This window comes from Acinetobacter sp. WCHAc060025 (assembly GCF_004209355.1).
Lineage (GTDB): Bacteria > Pseudomonadota > Gammaproteobacteria > Pseudomonadales > Moraxellaceae > Acinetobacter > Acinetobacter wuhouensis.
This window is the reverse complement of the sequence record NZ_SGSX01000009.1, coordinates 87,867-108,186: the sequence shown is the minus strand read 5'-3', so window position 1 is coordinate 108,186 and position 20,320 is coordinate 87,867. Positions and strand designations below refer to the sequence as shown.

Below are 20,320 nucleotides of genomic sequence, written 5' to 3'. Positions count from 1 at the left end.
ATGCAACGTGTGGCGATTAACGGATTTGGGCGAATTGGACGAAATGTACTCCGAGCTTGGTTTGAAAATCCAAAACCATTCCATTTTGAAATCGTAGCGATCAATGATGTTGCAGATGTTGAAACCTTAGTCCATCTATTTAAATACGATACAACACATGGTCGTTTTGATGGTGCTGTAAATATTGAAGAAGAAAATAACAAGATTTATTTATGTATAGATGCACGTCAAACCAAACTGCGCGTTCAAATTTTAAGACAGCCGAAACCTGAATTATTGCCGTGGCAAGATTTAAATGTAGACATCGTGCTTGAATGCACAGGTCTTTTTCGTTCTCGTGAAGCTGCAACTCAACATATTCTAGCTGGCGCTAAACGTGTCATTATCGGTGCTGCACCATTTGACACAGTGGATGCTGCAATTGTTTATGGTGTCAATCACCATGATGTGAAAGCAACGGATCAAATTATTTCCAGTGTGTCATGTACCACACAAGCTTTAGTGCCTTTGGTAAAAATTATTGATGATGCTTTTGGGATTGATACTGCACTGATGACCGAAATTCATGCAGTGACAGCCGATCAATCGGTTTTAGATCATGCACATCGTGATTTGCGTCGTGCTCGAGCTTCTGGTCAAAATATTATTCCGACCACATCTTCAGCCTTAGGTGCTTTAAAACAAGTGATGCCAAAAATGGATGGGCGGATTGATGGTTTTTCGATTCGTGTTCCCACCATTAATGTTGCAGCGATTGATTTAACCTTTATTTCAAAATCACCGGTTACAGCACATCTGATCAATCAGACACTGATTAAAGCTGCAAAGTATGATTATGCTGAAATCATGTCTGTTACTGATGAACTATTGGTTTCAAGTGACTTTAACCATTCACCTTATTCATTGGTGGTGGATTTAACCCAAACTATGGTGGTTGGTCATCAGGCAAAAGTTTTTGCGTGGTATGACAATGAATGGGGCTATGCCAACCGATTATTAGACTTATGTGAATCATTTATTGCTTAGTATTTAAAAGACAATTGAGCATTGATTGAAGCGATTAGTTTTTACTTTTGAAAATTAGAATGATTTTATTAAATGGATATGGGGGACGTATGGTTTTTATTTATATCGGGATGGGCATTATTTATTTGGCAATGATGTTATTGATTTGGCAGATGGGGAAATTAACCAAGGAAAACAAAGCGCTTGCAGAAGCTGTAGAAATAAAAACTCAAAAGATCCAATCTCAAGAGCAACATTTAAAACAAACTTTGGAAATCATGCAAGATTTAGCCAAGAAGATGCATGTGCAACAAGAGGTATTGGACAATACCTCAAATCGTTTGACGCAGGTTGAGTTTCAAAATGCTGAATTAATCAAAATATTGCAAAGAAATGCTTCATCTTAATTCGATATTTTAAAGTCAAGCCGATTGGTGTTTGGGATACCCTAAACCAATAAGTATCTCAAAAGACCTGTGGCAACGATACTGATCAAAACTGTCGGTAATAATGATAAATAGCATGCAGCAAGAAATGTAATAGCAATTGCAATTAAATTAGCAGGATTGTCTGAAACAAAATAAGGTGCAATCACTGAAATCAGTACACATCCTGGAATCACTTGTAAAATCTGTGTCGTTCTTTTGCTTAATTTTCTGTTTTTAAGCAATAAGTAACCCAAAACTCGTGTGGAATAGGTGGTTAAAGCAACACAAATAATGGCAATGAGTGTAGGAATATGGATCATTCTTCATCTCCAATAAACAATATTGCTGCGATAATGCCAGTCACGGAACCGACTAAAACATACCAACCTTTCGGTAAGTAAAGATAAGCCAGTGCAGCAGCAATTAAACTCATCAACCACGGTAACGCAGGTTTAAAGCCTTTCCACATGCCACGTAATAAAACTAAGAATACAGCAGGGAATGCCATATCAAAGCCAAACTTTGTCACATCACCTAAAAATGAGCCAATTCCTACGCCCAAAGTGGTAAACACGACCCACATTACATAGAGGGCGAAACACAAACCGATATAGAAGAACACACTAAAACCTGCATAGGGATTTCGTGGGTTGTTTTTGTGCGCATCGGTAATGCTTAAAGCCCAGCTTTCATCACACATAAAGAACAATAACAGCAAGGCTTTACGATTGGGTAAATGGCGAATATATGGTGCTAAACTAGCGCCCATTAAAATATGACGACTATTGACTAAGAAAGTGATTAAAATCAAAAACATTAGTTGGGGTGGTTGCGTCCACACTTCAATAATCGCAAATTCTGAACCGCCTGCGAAATTCAGCCCCGTCAATAAGGGAACTTCTAGCGCAGAAAAGCCTTTCTGTGCTGCTTGAGTACCTAAAACCAAGGCAAATGGAATAATCCCCAAAAGCATAGGAATTGAAATTTTCACACCACGTAGAAACTCACGATATTCAATAGATTCATTGATCTCATGGGTAGAGCTTTTGAACTTGAACATGGTGGTAACTCAATTACATTACTGGTGATTGGAAAATTATTTTATGCTTTTATGGACGCTATATTTTACTTTATTCACTTGTTTGAATTTTATATTTAAAATTTTATTGCTGAAAATATGCTATTTTTAATATTAAATAGCTTTATTATTCTTGGGTGCGTGATGGATCAAATGGATAAGCGTATTCTGCATGCTTTACAGCAGAATGGAAAATTACAAAATAATGATCTTGCTGAAAAAATTGGCTTGTCACCATCGCCGTGTTTAAGACGTGTTAAACAGCTTGAAGAAGAAGGAGTGATTGATCGCTATGTGGCATTGCTGAATCCACAAAAGGTAAATTTAGGGCTTACAGTCTTTGCTCGAATTTGGTTGAAAAGCCAAGATGAAAAGACGGTAAATCAATTTATTGATGCAATTATGAATATCCCTGAAATTGTGGAATGCCAGTTGATGGCGGGGGATTGTGACTTCTTTTTAAGGATAGTTGTTTCTGATTTAGAAGCTTACCGTAAATTTCAGATTAATCACTTAAATAAAATTGCAGGAATTCAGAATGTAAAAACGGAGATTCCATTGCAAAAAATAAAATTAACGACAGTTTTACCTTTGACTTGATATTAGTATTGTTGCTATTACTGAGTTCAGTGAAATTTTCTAATTTGCCATAAAATTTAATCATTAAAAAGATAATATTAAGGACGTATGAATAATGAAAAATTACCAAAGACTAATGATGATATTGTCTCTGTTGGGAATTGGGTTGTCGGGGTGTGCTACAACCCTTTTAACAGTAGCTGTTCATGAACAAGATCACTATAGTACAAAAAAAGTATTGGTGATGCGAGATCAGTTGATTGCAATTGGGCGTGCGAGTCAGCCTATCTCAGGTTATGAAGATGCATTGGTCATTGCAGGTGAAAAGTATAGCTACTTAGTGACTTCAGATCAGAAGTCGAAAATAACAACTCAAAACTTGAATCAAATTTTACAACAGTTCGATTTGCAAAACTTAAGTTTGTATCAAGCAGGGTGGGACACAAACTTAGCACTGGGTTTGGTGCGGAATGAAAACCCTAAAAATCCCATCCTATTTGAGATGAAAAAAGAGCGTGAAACCCAAGGGAAAAATATGCATGCAAATATTTATCTCGTTTATCGAAAATCTTTGCAACATGTGAAGCCACAAGACCAAGCAAAGCTTAAACAGTTTGATTTTGAATGTGTAAAGAGTAAGGTGGAATTGCAGTGTAAATTGGACATTGCTGTGGATTTACGTTTGGCGCAGCAAGTTGCCAATAAAAACCAGTTACAGCATCGCTTCAAACAACCTGTTGATTTGATTGTTTATCAAACGATTGAAAAATCAAAAGTGGCGCAAACTGCCAAGAACATTGCTTTATATCCGTTAGCAATCACATTTGATATTGTCACCAGTCCTTTACAATTAATTGGTTTTTTGACTTGGAAGACACCATCTATATAGCCCAAGTTGATATATGAACACTTGATAAGTCGAAATAGATCACAAGGAATCACAATAAAAGTGAATTTAAAATATCTATAAATCAAGTAAAAGACCAAAAAGCATTTAATTGGGTATGAAACGCATTTTTTCTGCAAAAGTCTAATGCACAGTGCCAATGATCGTGCTAAAATTAGAGAAATCGGGTGTGTTCCCGATTTTTTTATGCGGATTAGTTCCGCGCAGACAGGATTTAGGTTTACAACATGCCCATTTCAGAGACATGGTTATTACCTGATGGTGTAGCTGATGTATTACCAGAGCAAGCGCAAGTCATTGAACAATTGCGCCGTAAAGCTTTAGATTTCCTTGCATCTCGAGGTTATCAACTGGTGTATACGCCATTTATCGAATACATCGAATCTCTTTCTTCTCTCTCCGAATCGAATCAAGATTTAGACTTAGCCACTTTTAAAGTCATCGACCAACTTTCAGGTCGTTTACTTGGTGTGCGTGCCGATATGACACCGCAAGTGGCTCGTATCGATGCCCATGTACATCAAGTACAAGGTGTGGCGCGTTACTGCTATGCAGGAACAGTACTTCATACTAAACCACAAGGTTTCAATACCACGCGTGCGCCTTTACAGTTAGGTGCAGAATTATTTGGTTCAGACAGTATAGATGCAGACGTTGAACTGATCGATGTGATGCTGAACTTGATTAAAACTGCAGGTTTAGAAGACGGTATTCATTTGGATTTAGGGCATGTTGGCTTATTCAGAAGTTTAGTTAAACATGCGGGTCTAAATAAATCGACTGAACGTCAGTTGTCTGATCTTTATCAACGCAAAGCTTTACCTGAGCTTGCTGAATTTACTCAAGATTTAAAATTTGGTGCAGATTTTTATGCCTTAGGTCGTTATGCAAGTGATTTTGAAGCTTTGCAAGCGAACTTAAGCACAGAAATTCTTGCGGATGTTGCGTTTAAACAAGCAGTTGATGCACTTCGTACCACACAAACAGAAATCCAAACACGTTGGCCAAATCTAAAAATTGGTATCGATGTTGTAGAGCTTCGTTCATATCACTACCACACTGGGTTAATGTATGCAGTCTATGCACCAAATCGTGCAGAGCCATTAGCCAAAGGCGGACGTTATGATGGTATTGGTGAACACTTTGGACGTGCCCGTCCTGCAACAGGTTTCTCTTGTGACTTATATACTTTAAGCGCAGGTCAGCATCAAAAAATCGAGAAAGTGGTTGCGCCGAAAGGAACAGAACCTGCTTTACTTGATGCGATTGCAACAGCACGTACACAAGGCTTAAGTGTAATTCAGTTATTGGGTAATGATGATTTAAACTCTGTACCGTATGCTACTCACAAAATGGTGAATGTTGCGGGTGAGTGGAAGATCGAAACTATTTAAGTATCAGATTGAATATTCATCAAATTCGATTTGGTTTTCTATTTTAACAGCATGATGTAATGAGGCTATTATGGGCAAAAGTGTTGTGGTACTCGGTACCCAATGGGGCGACGAAGGTAAAGGTAAAATCGTTGACCTGCTCACAGATCAAGCAGCAGCGGTAGTACGTTATCAAGGCGGACATAACGCAGGGCATACGCTTGTCGTTGGTGGTAAGAAAACAGTTCTTCACCTCATTCCATCAGGTATTTTACGTGAAAACGTACTGTGCTTAATTGGTAATGGTGTGGTACTTTCACCAGAAGCTTTGATCAAAGAAATGGATATTTTAGAGAAAGAAGGCGTGCCTGTACGTGAACGTCTACGTATCTCTCCAAACTGTCCGTTGATTCTTCCTCACCATATCGCACTTGACCAAGCACGTGAAATAAAACGTGGTAATGCCAAAATTGGTACAACTGGTCGTGGTATTGGTCCTGCGTATGAAGATAAAGTTGCGCGTCGTGCGATCCGTGTTGCGGATTTAGTACGTGGTGGCGATCATCTTAAAGCGCAACTTGAAGAGCTTCTTGAGTACCATAACTTCCAATTGACTCAATTCTTCGGTGTTGAAGCAGTTAAGGTTGAAGATGTACTTGCATTGTGTGATCAATGGCGTGAAGTGATTAAACCACTAGTAATTGATGTAATTACTGAGTTGCATAACTACCGCAAAAATGGTGAAAACATCATGTTTGAAGGGGCTCAAGGCTCACTTCTAGATGTTGACCACGGTACATATCCGTATGTAACTTCATCAAATACAACTGCGGGTGGCGTAAGCTCAGGTTCAGGTCTTGGTCCATTGCACCTTGATTATGTATTGGGTATTACTAAAGCATATACAACTCGTGTAGGTGCTGGTCCGTTCCCAACTGAGCTTGTTTACGATGCTGCTAACGATGTTGGTGATGCGATTGGTAAACACTTAGGTACTGTTGGTTCTGAATTTGGTGCATCTACTGGTCGTCAACGTCGTTGTGGTTGGTTTGATGCTGAAATTCTACGTCGTTCTGTAGATGTAAACTCACTTTCAGGTATTTGCTTAACTAAACTTGACGTTTTAGACGGTTTAGAAGAAGTTAAAATCTGTGTAGGTTATGAAGCAGCGGATTCTGGTTGTGTAGGTTCATCTGATGCTCTTGCATTTGAAACTTTAAAACCAATCTATGAAACAATGCCAGGTTGGTCTGAATCGACTTTCGGTGCAAAATCGATTGATCAATTGCCACAGAATGCTATTAACTATGTAAAACGTCTTGAACAATTGATTGAATGTCCAATTGACATCATTTCAACTGGTCCAGATCGTGATGAAACAATCGTTATGCGTCATCCTTTTGACGCTTAATTGTTTTTGCAGTTATAAGTGATTTAAAAGCCTCGAAATTTCGGGGCTTTTTTATACATAATTCAAGACTTTTAATAAAGACTAAAGTCGACAAAAAATTGACTAGGTTTTCATATTTAGCTTGTTAAAATATATCTTTAGATACACATTGAGTTTGTAGAATGCAAAAAAATATATCAGCCACGATATTTTATTCCCTAATTTTTGCAATGGGTGGGGCGCCTACAATCGCGCTATCGATTATTCATGCGCAGACCAATGATCCTGAAATTATCAATAGTGCTTTGCTTGGGTTAAGTGTGATGGTGGCATGTATTTTGGTACCTATTATTTTAATCCAAAATGCTTTTTTATTTGCAAAAAGAAAAAGTCCAACTTTAGAAGAAAAAATAGAGCCTCTTAAAATTATTTACTTGGGATTAAATATTATTTGTTTAGTCTATTGGTTAATCATTCAGTTTTTTTAAGTGATTTATTTACATAATTAATATGAATTTAAGGCTTGTATTGATTTATGCTTAGCATACTTTTGCATATAATTTAAAATGCTTAAATTTGTTCTCTATGGAGTTGATTATAATGAACAATAAATTATTACTTAGCCTTTGTACTATCACTGCTATTTCTATTTCAGGATGTACAACGATTGCTGATATGGCTGGAGCTGATTCAGCGACTTTAAATATGAATGCTACACAAGGTTTTAATAAAACCGTGCAAGAAGCACGTAGTAAAAATACTTTAGACACTTCTTCTGCAACCTATAAGAAAATTAATTCTGCATTTATTCGTTTAAAGCCGTACGCAGATCAAATGAATAAGACAGGTCAAAAATTTGATTGGCAGTTGGCTGTATTAAAATCAGATACTGTGAATGCTTATGTTGCACCAGGTGGTAAAGTTGTTTTCTATACTGGTATTGTAAATAAATTAAACTTATCAGAAGCTGAAGTCGCTGCAGTAATGGGTCATGAAATGACGCATGCACTAGAAGAGCATTCTAAACAAAAAGTAGGCGCTCAAGCTTTAACTAACCTTGCTGTTGGTATTGGTAAGTCATACGCTGGCGCACAACTTGGTGAGCTAGGTAATGCTGCAATTGATTTGGGTAGCCAAGTGGGTGTAGGTTTGCCATATTCACGTAGCTTAGAAAGTCGTGCCGATGAAGGTGGTTTAATCATGATGGCGAAAGCTGGTTATAACCCGCAATCTGCGATCACATTATGGGAAAAAATGGCGAAAAATAGTGGTGCTCAAGGCTCTGCATTGCTTTCAACTCACCCATCAGATGCGAACCGTATCAATGCTATGAAAAAGAATTTACCAGAAGCGATGGCAGTTTATAACGCACGTGGCGGTAAATAATTAAATTATTGATTGAGCTAAATCAAGAAAAGGATGCTTTTGCATCCTTTTTTAATGCTTAAAAATGAGTGATTGGAGTTTTTTTACGTCCATCGAAGCATCGAAATTAAGGTGCATTTTTTAAGTGTATCAAAGCTCAGTAACTACGGTGCGTTTTCTAAAAGACAATTAAAGCTATGCTTTAATTGTCTTTTAGGGAGCGGGATTAGGCTGTTGTTTATGAATAGCTTCAATTTCAATTAGAATTTCGTTAGATAAATCAACATCAAAAGCCTGAACATTTTCTTTAAGTTGAGTTAATGTTGTTGCTCCGATGATGGTGCTACTTACAAAAAATTGCTGTTTAATAAAAGCTAGTGCAAGTTGTGTGAGGCTTAAACCATGCTTTTCTGCCACTAAAGCATATTGTTCAGTTGCCCAGTCACTTTGCGGATTGCTATAGCGGCTAAAGCGTGAATACAGGGTAATTCGCCCATCTGCAGGACGTGCTCCGTGACGATATTTTCCAGTTAAGTAACCAAAAGCCAAAGGTGAGTATGCGAGTAGTCCTACGCCTTCATATTTGGCAATCTCAGCCATACCAATCTCATAGGTACGATTGAGTAAGCTATATGGGTTTTGCACGCTGACCACCTTTTCTAGACCCAATTGCTCGGCTAAATGTAGAAATTTTAAGGTTCCCCATGGGGTTTCATTGGATAAGCCAATATGGCGGATACGTCCCTTTTTGACCTCTAATGAAAGTGCTTCTAAAGTTTCAGCAAGTGGGGTGATATCCTGATCAGTATTAGCAAGCTCATTGCCATATCCAAGGGGGCCAAAGAAGTTGGCAGGGCGTTGAGGCCAGTGCAATTGGTATAAGTCGATGTAATCCGTCTGTAAGCGCTTTAAAGAGCTATCAATCGCTGCGGGAATGTCAGAAGCATTAAATTTCGTCTGACCATTGCGGATTTGACTACCACCTTGGGCAGGTCCTGCTATTTTTGTTGCAAGAATGAGTTGATCACGTTGTCCATTTTGCGCGATCCAATTTCCAATAATCGTTTCAGTTGAACCTTGAGTTTCAGGCTTTGGGGGAACAGGGTACATTTCTGCTGTATCCCAGAAATTCAAATTTTTATCCAGTGCATAAGTCAGTTGCTCAAATGCCTGTTGCTGATTATTTTGTTCACCAAAAGTCATCGTACCCAGGCAAATTTCAGGGACAACAAGTTCGGAACGACCTAAACGATTTAATTTCATTCTATTTCCTTGAAAATACTAGAACTATTTCAAAAATATTTATCATATTTAATAGATCATAACCTAAAATTATGTGAAGAAGTGTATGTAAAAAATGTTCATATTAGAAATAAAAGATATAAAAATCTCAAATAGTGATAACAGTGCCAATACGCATTTAGAAGAAAGCGTAGCCAAATAAAAACAGGGCGTAAAAAAAGCAAACTCGAAAGTTTGCTTTTAAAATATTATTTAGGCTTTATGAGAATATTAATATTTATCAGTTCGAAATAAATTTTATTCGGAAACTAAGCACTCATATCAGCATCAATAACTTTATTCATCATCTTGATCTGCATCGTCTTCAGAGAATTTAGACTCTTCTAAAGAAGCATCAAAAATTAGAATAGCTTTACCATCAGTTTCAATCATGCCTTGTTCTTCAAGCGTTTTAAGAACACGACCGACCATTTCACGTGAACAACCCACGATACGACCGATTTCTTGGCGTGTGATGCGAATTTGACGCCCATTTGGGAGAATCATCGCTTCAGGCTGTGCAGAAAGGTCAATCAAACAACGCGCAATACGACCAGAAACGTCAATAAAGGCAAGGTCTGTTACTTTACGTGTTGTATTCTTTAAACGACGAACAAGCTGAGCAAAAACAGCGTAGCTTAAATCTGGATATTGTTTGCTGATTTCGTGGAAATTGTCATAAGAAATTTCAGCAATTTCACAAACGTCACGCGTTCTTACTTCCGCAGTACGTTGAGGATTTTGCTCAAATAATCCCATTTCCCCAAAAAAATCCCCAGGGTTCAAATAAGCAACAACGATTTCACGTTCATCATCTTCACGTAAAATAATTGAAACTGAACCTTTTAAAATTAAATACAGAGATTTTGACTCTGAACCTGCATCAACAATGGTTGAACGTTTTGGAAAACGATTGATGTGGGCTCTTTTGAGCAAAGCTTTGACTGACTCAGGTAATTGACCAGGAGACAAAGCATCTGTACTAAGTTGTGCAAAATTAGAAGACATGCTTAAAAATTCCGAATTGGATAATAACTAGATCTTTTGACCTAAATTGAACTCGTCACGTAGAAGCAGTAGAGATGAAATTCCTTATCAACTCATTTTATGCTAGTGTACAGGTACCCTGTAAATTTATAGCTTTTTTTAGGTAGTTGCAATGCAAACTAGCGTACATTGGTTAGAGAATGTTGCTTTTGAAGCAAAATCGGATAGTGGACATCAAATTGTCATGGATGGTTCGGCAGAATATGGTGGTGAAAACCGTGGCCCACGTCCTATGGAATTGATATTAATGGGACTTGGTGGTTGTGCTTCATTTGATATTGTGACTATATTAAAGAAATCTCGCCAAGATGTGACAGATGTTGTTTGTCAGCTTAAAGCTGAACGTGCGGATACAATACCTGCTGTTTTTACAAAGATTCACTTACATTTTGTTGTTACTGGTCATGATGTAAAAGAGAAGCAGGTCGCTAAAGCTGTTGAATTATCAGCTGAAAAGTATTGTTCTGCGAGCAAAATGTTGTCAGATGGTGGGGTTGAAATTACCCATGATTATGAAATCATTGCTGCCGAATAATGATACAAATCATAAAAAAGCCAATAAATTTATTGGCTTTTTTATTTTATATCGCACTTAAAATGAGAATGACCAAAACGTTCAAAATTTGTAAAAATAAATTATTACAAAATGTGTATTTTTGTAAGTATTTCTCACTTTATAACGAAAATTCAAATTATCCCTATTATTTGAGATAAAAAATTAAGGCGATAAAAATAACTGTGGGTCAACACGAGCATTGTTCAAACTCATTCCCCAATGTAAATGTGCACCTGTAACACGCCCTGTTTTCCCTACTAAGCCTAACACTTCACCTTGGTTCAGTTTTTGACCTTTGGTAACTTTGATCTGACTGAGATGGCAGAACATGCTGATCAAGCCTTGTCCGTGATCAATCAAAACAGTCTGACCATTAAAAAAATAATCTCCTGTACCCACCACGACCCCAGAAGCAGGAGCAACGACTTTTTGACCTACAGGTGCGGGAATGTCTAAACCTGAATGAGGCGCACGTTCTTCACCATTAAAAAAGCGTTTACGCCCAAAAGAATTACTGAATTTACCTGCTGTAGGGCGAATGAAATGTGGAAAATCTGCCCATTGTGCAGCTGTAAATGAGGTATAAATATCATTTTGCTCTTTGGCTTCACGCGCATAACGATCCAGTTGTTCTTGTTTAGGATTAACATAATCTTGATTTTTAACCGTTAAGCGTTGTTGTGCATATTTATAATCTTTCACTACGATCTGAATCGGTTGGCTGTTGGTTTGTAGTTCCAATGTGCCTACAGGCGTAGATAATGGAATACCAAATACAGCATAGCGTTGTGAATTCGGTTGCGTGACCAAGACAGGAAGTCCGTTGTATTTGACCTCAGTAATATTTTGCGCGAGAGGAATGACAGCAATACCGCCTGCACGGCGAGAGTCTTGCGGCAAGCCAAACACTTGCGTTGTGGTGATTAATCCACAAAGCATCAATATTTTTTTGAAAGAAAGCATAGATCTTCAACATTTTCTATTTGTGACATTATGAAGTGTTTGTTGTGATTTGCTCAAGTTCAAGATTGTGAATAAAATAGCCTAAGCAATATTGAAATTGATAAATTTTTGATTTCACAAGTTGATTTCTCATTAGCCAAAATTTTGTAGCATTTCAGCAAAGTAAAATACATTCCCAAATAAAAATCACATGCCGAATCAATTCAGCATGTGATGGTTTTTTTATGATTCATCAATGGTTCAATTAGGATTTATACGGCTTGGCACGACGCAGTTGATGCAAGACTGAAACCAATAGGTCAATTTCCTCAGTCGTATTATAAAATGCAAGAGAAGGGCGCACAGTGCGTTCTACCCCAAAACGGCGCAAGATCGGTTGCGCACAATGATGTCCTGTACGCACTGCAATACCATACTGATTCAGCACTTTACCCACTTCTTCCGTTTCATAACCTGCAAGGGTAAAGGACATCACACTGGCCTTATTCAACGCAGTCCCGATAAGACGTAAGCCTGAAACACTTTGCAATGCGTGTTGTCCATACTCAAGCAGATCATGTTCATAACGTGCAATATTGTGAATACCAATACTTTCTACATATTCCAATGCAGCACCTAAACCGACTGCATCAGCGATGTTTCCCGTACCTGCTTCAAATTTATTGGGTGCAGGCTGATAAATCACATTTTCAAAAGTCACGTCTTGAATCATATTACCGCCACCTTCCCAAACAGGCATGCTGTCGAGCAATTCGGCTTTGGCATAGACGGCACCGATTCCCGTAGGACCGAAAACTTTATGCCCTGAAAAGACAAAGAAATCGGCATCAAGTGCGGTGACATTGGTTGGCATATGTGACACTGACTGTGCACCATCAATCAATACACGTACCCCTGCCGCATGCGCCAAAGCAATGATTTCCTGCGTTGGTGTTACAGTTCCTAAAGCATTGGATACTTGGGTAATGGCAACCAATTTGGTTTTCGGATTAAGGAGCTTAATAAACTCATCAATACGGATCTGTCCCGTATCATCCACAGGAATAACACGTAATTTTGCCCCTGTTTCCTTGGTGAGTTGGAACCACGGCACAATATTGGCATGGTGTTCAAGATTGGACACAATGATTTCATCACCTGCACCAATATTTTGCTTACCCCACGATTTTGCAATCAGGTTAATACCTTCTGTCGTACCACGGACAAAAACAATGTTTTGTGCAGAGGGCGCACCGATAAAACGAGCCACCACATCACGAGCATGTTCATAAGCATCGCTTGCACGTGCCGCAAGTTCATGCGCTGCACGATGAATGTTGGAATTTTCATGTTCATAAAAATATGAAATTCGATCTATCACCGCTTTAGGTTTATGTGTGGTTGCTGCATTATCCAACCAAATTAATGGTTTACCATTAACACGTTCCTGTAAAATCGGAAAATCACGACGGATCTGCAAAATATCAATCGGTTGATGATTTTGTGCAGTGGTCGGGATTTGCAAATTTTGCTCACGCTGAAACTGTGATTGCTCAACACTTGGCGCAGAAGCAAAATAATAGCCCAATTCAGTAGTCGCAGGTTTGTCATTACGATCTTTGAGCAAGCCTTTGAGTTGATGATCATCCACAACATGATAGTCATCAAAAGCAAAAGGATTACGCAATACATCACTTGGCACTGTTGCTTGTAGTGCATCAGGCTTTGGAATGTCTAAAAAGTAATAAGCAGATTGCCCCTGCGCCGTATTTTGTTGCGATATTGCAGATGCACTTGGTGTTTCTGTTGTAGCAGAAGGCAAGTGAATCCGATTCGATAACGCAGACGGATCAGGATTGTGCGCACCGCCAATCACAGGCGCTGAAGATAAAATTCGACGCTCAGGATGATCGGCGGTTGGATCAGCGAATCGTTGTGTCGCACTTGGATTCAGGCTGCTTTGTTGCACCACAGCAGGCACACGACCATTCAATGCCACAATCGGATCTTTTGGCTGTGGTGGATGGCTGATGCCATTGACTGGTGTCTCATGTTCAGGCAATTCCAAATTCAGACCTTGTGAGTTTTGCTTTGGCAAAGCAGAGAAAAACTCTGCTGCCAATTGCGTAAGCACAGATTCACTGATCGGTGCATCAGCTTGTGTAGATGCTGTATCAGTGGGTAATGAATTACTTGTAAGTGCTTGGATAGTCATGGTATTTATCAACCTCCACATCTTCAAGTACAGCCAAAGCATCTTCAGTCAGTACCGCCAAAGAGCAATATAATGAGATCAGATATGACGCAATCGCATTGCGGTTAATCCCCATGAAGCGTACAGATAAGCCAGGCGCTTGTTCACCTGCAAGACCTGGTTGGAATAGTCCGACCACACCTTGACGTTTTTCGCCAACACGTAACAGGATGATTTTAGTTTTACCATCTTCCACAGGGATTTTATTCGATGGAATTAATGGAACACCACGCCAGGTGATGAACTGAGAACCGAATAAGCTAACGGTTGGTGGTGGCACACCACGACGGGTACATTCACGACCAAATGCTGCAATTGCATCAGGATGAGCAAGGAAGAAGCCAGGTTCTTTCCACACTTTACGCAGAAGATCATCAAAATCGTCAGGCGTTGGCGCACCTGTCAATGTTGAAAGGCGTTGACTGTCTGCAACACTTGCCAACAAACCATATTCAGGGTTATTGATCAGCTCACTTTCCTGACGCTCTTTAATGGTTTCAATGGTGAGGCGTAATTGTTCTTTGATCTGATCATGTGGGCTACTATATAAGTCAGAAACTCGGGTATGAATGTCTAAAACTGTAGAAACACCATTGAGAAAATATTCACGTGGATTGAGTTCATAGTCCACAAAAGTCTGTGGCAATGTCGCTTCGTCACGTTGAGTACACGCCACTTGAATATCATCGGTATTGCTGACCTGGTTGACACGGTAAATACCAGCTTCAACAGGTGTCCATTGCAATAAATGTGTTAACCAACGAGGTGTAATGGTTGAAAGCTGAGGAACTGTTTTTGTTGCATTGGCAAGCTGACGAGCAGCCTGATCACTTAATGATTGGCGGGCTACTTCTTGGTTTTTAGCCATTTTCATACATCCTAAACATGTGGAAAAGTAATTGAAATTAAAGTTTTAATACGAATTTATGTTTTTAAAGGCAAAAGTGATCCTCTCCTGAATATTTGAAGTTTCTTTAAAAAAGTGGATTTAAATTAAAATGTTTGAGCTGAGTCTGAATCAGTCCTTATGATTTATTCTTGTCGCCAAGGCAATTGGTGAAAACGCCAACCATTGAATACGCCCCGATGATTGTCTTCATCCAAATCACCTTCAAAACCTTGTTCAATATTGTAGATATTTTCAAAGCCTGCATTAAAGGCAACATTAGCGGCAGCTGCTGAACGCTTACCACTACGGCACAAAAGAAGAATTATTTTGTCTTTACCAACTTTAGTTTCAAGTTCTTTGGCAAAGCGGGGATTACGATTCAGTGCAGTTCCTGTAGCCCAAGGAATGTGAATAGTATCTTCAACATAGCCGACAAATTTACGTTCTTCATTGGTACGTACATCAACAATCACCGCATGACCTGCCTGAAATAAAGCCCATGCCTCATGCGGTAAAACAGTACCTGTAAATTCAAGATAATGATCTTCAACGCGTTGTTTGGCATCGGCAAAAATTTGCTGAATCTTGTTGTCATCCAATTGTGGAAATTCAATTTTAGTTGCACTATTCATGTGATATACCAGAATCAAATCCTAGGTAAAGCATTTTTTAAGCTAAGCTACGCAGAATTTGAAATAATCTATTAGAGAAGTTGATATTAAATATAATGATTTTTTATATTCTGAAAATGAATAAAAATTGAATTACTTATTCTTATTTTAGGAAAGAGGGTTTTATGATTCTAATATTAAACTTCTTGCGAAAGTTATTTTCAGTGAGATTTGAATCAATATTGAATGTTCCATCATCTTTTCAGGATGAGAAACATCGTTTCGCAAGAGAAAGGACTCCCGATATGTTTTTGAATATGTTCTAAGTCTAAAGTTTAAACATTTTCGGCTTGCGCAAGAGTAATGCCAGTCAGTTAAGCAAAATTATTTGAAAAATTCCTAAAATCTCCCCTCTTGCGTAGCCTAGCTACTCATCTTTGAAAAAGAGGGGAACTTCTTGTAACTAAAGTGATTTTTAGTAATGAAAAGCCCCCTCCTTTGGAAAAGGAGGGTTGGGGAGGATTCAATCATTGCATCGACTTCAACTGTGGCTAAATGCAAAATTTTGATAAAGATATATCAACAATGTTTATCTAAAACTTGGCAAATAAAATAATATTCACTACAAGATTTGAATAAAGAATATTGAACCGAATACTTTATTCATATAATGATAAAAGAAATCTCATGCAGGCAATCCAATGACCCAATGGAACATTCAAAATATCGTCACTGAGTTACAGCAAGCGCGTAATGAATGGCGTACACAGCAGAAAAGTCTAAAAGATTTTGGTGGGCGAGAGTTACCCTCAAAAGAAGAAATAAAAAAAATCATGAATGATCTGTGTGGCATCTTATTTCCAATGCGTTTGGGACCGCATGACTTGCGTCAGCAAAGTGAAAATTTCTATATTACACATACACTTGAGAAAACATTATATGCTTTGCGAGAGCAGGTAAGATTAAACCTGAGTTATGATTATAAATATAAAAAACAACAAGAAAATGCTGAAGCTGCGGATATTCTTGCACAAAGTTTAGTGACTGAATTTGCTGAAAAATTACCTGATTTACGACGGATTTTAGATACGGATGCGATTGCAGCCTACGAGGGTGACCCTGCGGCACGAAGTGTAGATGAGGTTTTGTTGTGCTATCCGGGCATACTCGCCATTATTTATCATCGGATTGCGCACGAGTTTTATAAAAAGGATTTGCTATTATTGGCTCGTTTGATTGCTGAAATTGCGCATTCTAAAACAGGGATTGATATTCATCCCGGTGCGCAAGTAGATCAGGGCTTTTTTATTGATCATGGCACGGGTGTGGTGATCGGTGAAACCTGTGTGATTGGTAAGAATGTCCGTATTTATCAAGCAGTCACCTTGGGCGCAAAACGTTTTGAGGTCGATGGTGAGGGGCGTTTACAAAAGGAATATGCACGTCATCCGATTGTGGAAGACAATGTGGTGATCTATGCAGGGGCAACGATTTTAGGTCGTATCACCATTGGGCAAGGTGCGATTATTGGTGGAAATGTGTGGATTACCCAAAGTGTACCTGCCAATAGTGCGGTGTCGCAAAGTTCTGCAACCAAGTCACAGGTGTAGTTGTATATAAATTTTAGATGAATGAGTGAGGCTGATCAAATTGCAATATTTGTTCAGCCTTTTATAAATTCACTTTTAATGAATATTAACATTTTTCAGATTCTAAAATTGTCCAATAAGGCTTAGTCTAAATGCTAAGTTGATCAATAATATAAGGACATTTCAAAACATATATTTTTCTAAAGTACTGACTTGAAAAAAGTTGAATCAGCACAGATATTAATACTGAAATCTATTCTGACTAAAATAGTAAGTTTTTGAAAAATATATAAAATAATTTAATTTGTCTATTGAAATCCGACTAAGCGTTCCCATTTATTATTCAAGTACAAAATTTGTTGTGAGGAATAACAAGAATGCGATTTGAAAAATTTACCAACCGCCTACAGCAAGCCTTATCTGATGCCCAATCTTTAGCGATGGGGAATGATAATACCGCGATTGAGGGTATTCACATTCTTTCCGCTTTATTGGAAGAGCCATCGAACCTGAGTTTATTGCAACAGTCAGGTGCAAACCTTCCTGAGCTGAAAACGAAGCTGCAAAAGGCAATCAACGATGCACCAAAAATCGGTACGCCTACAGGGGATATTAACCTTAATCCTGAAGCGGTTCGTGCGCTTAACTTAGCAGACAGTTATGCACAAAAGGCAGGCGATGAGTTTTTATCGACTGATTGGGTGATTTTGGCACTCGCTGAAACAGGTGCGACCAAAACATTATTCACAAGCGTAGGTGTGACGACAGACAAACTGCGCAAAGCAATTGAAAATATACGAGGTGGTGAGCAAGTGATGGCGAATAATCATGAAGATCAACGTGATTCGTTAAATAAATATACCGTTGACCTGACTGAGCGAGCATTGTCAGGCAAGCTTGACCCTGTGATTGGTCGTGATGAAGAAATTCGCCGTACCATTCAAGTCTTATCACGCCGTACCAAAAACAACCCTGTGTTGATTGGTGAGCCGGGTGTGGGTAAAACTGCGATTGTTGAAGGTTTAGCACAGCGTATTGTCAATGGTGAAGTGCCTGAAAGCCTGAAAGGAAAACGTGTTCTTTCACTTGATTTAGGTTCTTTACTTGCCGGTGCAAAATACCGTGGTGAGTTCGAAGAACGTCTAAAAGCAGTTCTGAAAGACTTAGCCAAATACGATGGTGAAATCATCCTGTTCATTGACGAGTTACATACACTCGTCGGTGCAGGTAAAGGCGATGGTGCAATGGATGCGGGTAATATGCTCAAACCTGCACTGGCACGTGGTGAATTGCGCTGTGTCGGTGCGACCACTTTAGATGAATATCGTCAGTTCATTGAAAAAGATGCGGCACTTGAACGTCGTTTCCAGAAAGTTTTGGTCGATGAACCAAGTGTGGAAGACACCATTGCGATTTTACGTGGTTTAAAAGACAAATATGCGACCCATCACGGTGTACAGATTCTTGACTCAGCGATTATCGCTGCAGCGAAAATGTCACATCGTTACATCACAGATCGCCAGTTGCCCGATAAAGCGATTGATTTGATTGATGAAGCTGCATCACGGATAAAAATGGAAATTGACTCGAAACCTGAGCCATTAGACCGTTTAGACCGTCGCTTAATTCAGTTGAAAATGCAGCTGGAAGCGGTGAAAAAAGATGCGGATTCTGTATCGAAAGCTGAAGTTGAACATCTCGAAAAACAGATTCAAGAAGTTCAAAAAGAGTACAGCGATCTTGAAGAAGTGTGGATTGCGGAAAAACGCTTAGTTGATGGTACAAACCAAGCACAGGTTGAGTTGGATAAAGCACGTACAGCCTTTGAAAAAGCGCAACGTGAAGGTGATCTGGCTGAAGCAAGCCGTTTGCAATATGGCGTAATTCCAGAATTGCAAAAACGCTTGAATGAAGAAGAAGTTGCGGAAACCAATGAAGAACCGAAACTGATTCGGACCAAAGTCACTGAAAATGAAATTGCTGAAGTGGTGAGTGCTGCAACAGGGATTCCTGTCTCGAAAATGTTGCAAGGTGAACGTGAGAAACTTCTTCACATGGAAGAATTCTTACATAACCGTGTGGTTGGTCAGGATGAAGCTGTGGTTGCAGTATCCAATGCAGTGCGCCGTTCTCGTGCGGGATTATCTGACCCGAACCGTCCAAGTGGTTCATTCTTATTCCTTGGACCAACAGGTGTGGGTAAAACTGAATTGACCAAAGCCTTGGGTAATTTCTTATTCGACAGTGATGATGCGATTATTCGTATTGATATGTCTGAATTTATGGAAAAACACTCGGTTAGTCGTCTGGTCGGTGCGCCTCCAGGTTATGTCGGCTATGAAGAAGGCGGTGTGCTGACTGAAGCAGTCCGCCGTAAACCATACAGTATTGTATTGTTTGACGAAGTAGAGAAAGCACATCCTGATGTATTCAATATTCTTTTACAGGTATTGGATGATGGTCGCTTGACGGATTCGCAAGGTCGTTTGATTGACTTTAAAAATACTGTGATTGTGATGACGTCGAACTTAGGTTCAAGCGATGTTCGAGAGCTTGGCGATGGTGCAACGGATGAAGAAGTTCGTGCGGTGGTGATGGGTGCGGTATCGCAACATTTCCGTCCTGAATTTATCAACCGTATTGATGAGTTAGTCGTATTCCACTCATTGAAAAAATCGCAGATCCGTGGCATTGCCGATATTCAATTGGATCGTTTACGTTCTCGCTTAGCTGAACGTGACATTGGATTGAAAGTGGATGATCAGGCTTTTGATATCCTGATTGATGCTGGTTTTGATCCTGTATATGGTGCGCGTCCATTGAAACGTGCGATCCAGCAACAGGTTGAAAATACTTTGGCGCAACGTATCCTAGCAGGTGATTTTACTGCGGGCGATACAGTTTTAATCAGTGCTGAAGATGGCCATCTTGATTTTGGGAAACTGAAATTGAGTTAATTTGAACTGATTTAAAACTAAGTAATAAAATAAAAAACCTGGCTTCGGTCAGGTTTTTTATTGTTTGGA

The 20,320-nt window shown here is 39.1% G+C and carries 19 protein-coding genes; 11 read left to right on the top strand and 8 right to left on the bottom strand.

From position 1 onward, the window contains the following. A complete protein-coding gene (locus EXE09_RS09400; RefSeq protein WP_068974239.1) occupies positions 1 to 1,026 on the top strand; it encodes a type I glyceraldehyde-3-phosphate dehydrogenase in 1,026 nt (341 codons plus the stop codon). A gap of 89 nt (positions 1,027 to 1,115) precedes the next feature. Then, positions 1,116 to 1,412, top strand: a complete 297-nt coding sequence (locus EXE09_RS09395; protein ID WP_087552025.1) for a hypothetical protein — start codon at positions 1,116 to 1,118, stop codon at positions 1,410 to 1,412. Between the two features lie 41 nt (positions 1,413 to 1,453). On the opposite strand, the gene EXE09_RS09390 is transcribed toward EXE09_RS09395, so the two are convergent. Both EXE09_RS09390 and EXE09_RS09385 read right to left on the bottom strand, forming a co-directional pair. Beyond that, positions 1,454 to 1,753 (bottom strand): AzlD family protein, encoded by a 300-nt coding sequence (locus EXE09_RS09390; protein WP_130117091.1) that lies wholly within the window; start codon positions 1,751 to 1,753, stop codon positions 1,454 to 1,456. Next, complete coding sequence (locus EXE09_RS09385; protein WP_130117090.1) at positions 1,750 to 2,493, bottom strand: AzlC family ABC transporter permease; 744 nt, start codon at positions 2,491 to 2,493, stop codon at positions 1,750 to 1,752. Before EXE09_RS09385 ends, EXE09_RS09390 begins: the two co-directional genes overlap by 4 nt. A gap of 162 nt (positions 2,494 to 2,655) precedes the next feature. On the opposite strand from EXE09_RS09385, the gene EXE09_RS09380 reads away from it, so the two are divergent. From EXE09_RS09380 to EXE09_RS09355, 6 genes are all read left to right on the top strand, one after another. Next, positions 2,656 to 3,111, top strand: coding sequence for an Lrp/AsnC family transcriptional regulator (locus EXE09_RS09380; RefSeq protein WP_130117089.1), 456 nt, complete (start codon positions 2,656 to 2,658; stop codon positions 3,109 to 3,111). 118 nt (positions 3,112 to 3,229) lie between these two features. After that, a complete protein-coding gene (locus EXE09_RS09375) occupies positions 3,230 to 3,979 on the top strand; it encodes a hypothetical protein (protein ID WP_165382050.1) in 750 nt (249 codons plus the stop codon). 245 nt (positions 3,980 to 4,224) lie between these two features. Next, positions 4,225 to 5,391, top strand: coding sequence for an ATP phosphoribosyltransferase regulatory subunit (locus tag EXE09_RS09370; protein ID WP_087552030.1), 1,167 nt, complete (start codon positions 4,225 to 4,227; stop codon positions 5,389 to 5,391). Between the two features lie 70 nt (positions 5,392 to 5,461). Beyond that, positions 5,462 to 6,781 (top strand): adenylosuccinate synthase, encoded by a 1,320-nt coding sequence (locus EXE09_RS09365; RefSeq protein ID WP_087552031.1) that lies wholly within the window; start codon positions 5,462 to 5,464, stop codon positions 6,779 to 6,781. A gap of 161 nt (positions 6,782 to 6,942) precedes the next feature. Then, a complete protein-coding gene (locus EXE09_RS09360; RefSeq protein ID WP_068974231.1) occupies positions 6,943 to 7,248 on the top strand; it encodes a hypothetical protein in 306 nt (101 codons plus the stop codon). Positions 7,249 to 7,360: 112 nt separating this feature from the next. Further along, positions 7,361 to 8,146, top strand: a complete 786-nt coding sequence (locus EXE09_RS09355; protein ID WP_068974230.1) for a M48 family metallopeptidase — start codon at positions 7,361 to 7,363, stop codon at positions 8,144 to 8,146. 192 nt (positions 8,147 to 8,338) lie between these two features. Here EXE09_RS09355 and EXE09_RS09350 read toward each other — a convergent pair whose 3' ends face one another. Next, positions 8,339 to 9,388: an NADP(H)-dependent aldo-keto reductase gene (locus EXE09_RS09350; RefSeq protein ID WP_130117087.1), complete on the bottom strand. Its 1,050-nt coding sequence runs from the start codon at positions 9,386 to 9,388 to the stop codon at positions 8,339 to 8,341. A gap of 315 nt (positions 9,389 to 9,703) precedes the next feature. Next, entirely contained in the window at positions 9,704 to 10,414 is a 711-nt protein-coding gene (crp, locus tag EXE09_RS09345; RefSeq protein WP_068974228.1) for a cAMP-activated global transcriptional regulator CRP, read from the bottom strand. 151 nt (positions 10,415 to 10,565) lie between these two features. Between crp and EXE09_RS09340 the strand changes: the two genes are divergently transcribed. Further along, entirely contained in the window at positions 10,566 to 10,988 is a 423-nt protein-coding gene (locus tag EXE09_RS09340; protein ID WP_130117086.1) for an OsmC family protein, read from the top strand. Between the two features lie 183 nt (positions 10,989 to 11,171). Here the strand turns inward: EXE09_RS09340 and EXE09_RS09335 are convergent, their stop codons facing one another. From EXE09_RS09335 to EXE09_RS09320, 4 genes are all read right to left on the bottom strand, one after another. Further along, positions 11,172 to 11,972, bottom strand: a complete 801-nt coding sequence (locus tag EXE09_RS09335; RefSeq protein WP_130117085.1) for a M23 family metallopeptidase — start codon at positions 11,970 to 11,972, stop codon at positions 11,172 to 11,174. 244 nt (positions 11,973 to 12,216) lie between these two features. Further along, positions 12,217 to 14,166 carry a family 2A encapsulin nanocompartment cargo protein cysteine desulfurase gene (locus EXE09_RS09330; RefSeq protein ID WP_130117084.1) on the bottom strand — a complete coding sequence of 650 codons (1,950 nt, stop codon included), beginning with the start codon at positions 14,164 to 14,166 and terminating at the stop codon, positions 12,217 to 12,219. Continuing rightward, entirely contained in the window at positions 14,141 to 15,073 is a 933-nt protein-coding gene (locus EXE09_RS09325) for a family 2A encapsulin nanocompartment shell protein (protein ID WP_068974224.1), read from the bottom strand. Before EXE09_RS09325 ends, EXE09_RS09330 begins: the two co-directional genes overlap by 26 nt. 164 nt (positions 15,074 to 15,237) lie before the next feature. After that, a complete protein-coding gene (locus EXE09_RS09320; protein WP_130117083.1) occupies positions 15,238 to 15,726 on the bottom strand; it encodes a rhodanese-like domain-containing protein in 489 nt (162 codons plus the stop codon). A gap of 680 nt (positions 15,727 to 16,406) precedes the next feature. Here EXE09_RS09320 and epsC point away from each other — a divergent pair. Then, the gene (gene epsC, locus EXE09_RS09315; RefSeq protein WP_130117082.1) at positions 16,407 to 17,315 is read left to right on the top strand and encodes a serine O-acetyltransferase EpsC; all 909 of its coding nucleotides are present in this window, start codon (positions 16,407 to 16,409) and stop codon (positions 17,313 to 17,315) included. A gap of 356 nt (positions 17,316 to 17,671) precedes the next feature. Next, complete coding sequence (gene clpB, locus EXE09_RS09310; RefSeq protein WP_087550925.1) at positions 17,672 to 20,251, top strand: ATP-dependent chaperone ClpB; 2,580 nt, start codon at positions 17,672 to 17,674, stop codon at positions 20,249 to 20,251. The last annotated feature ends 69 nt before the right edge of the window (positions 20,252 to 20,320 follow it).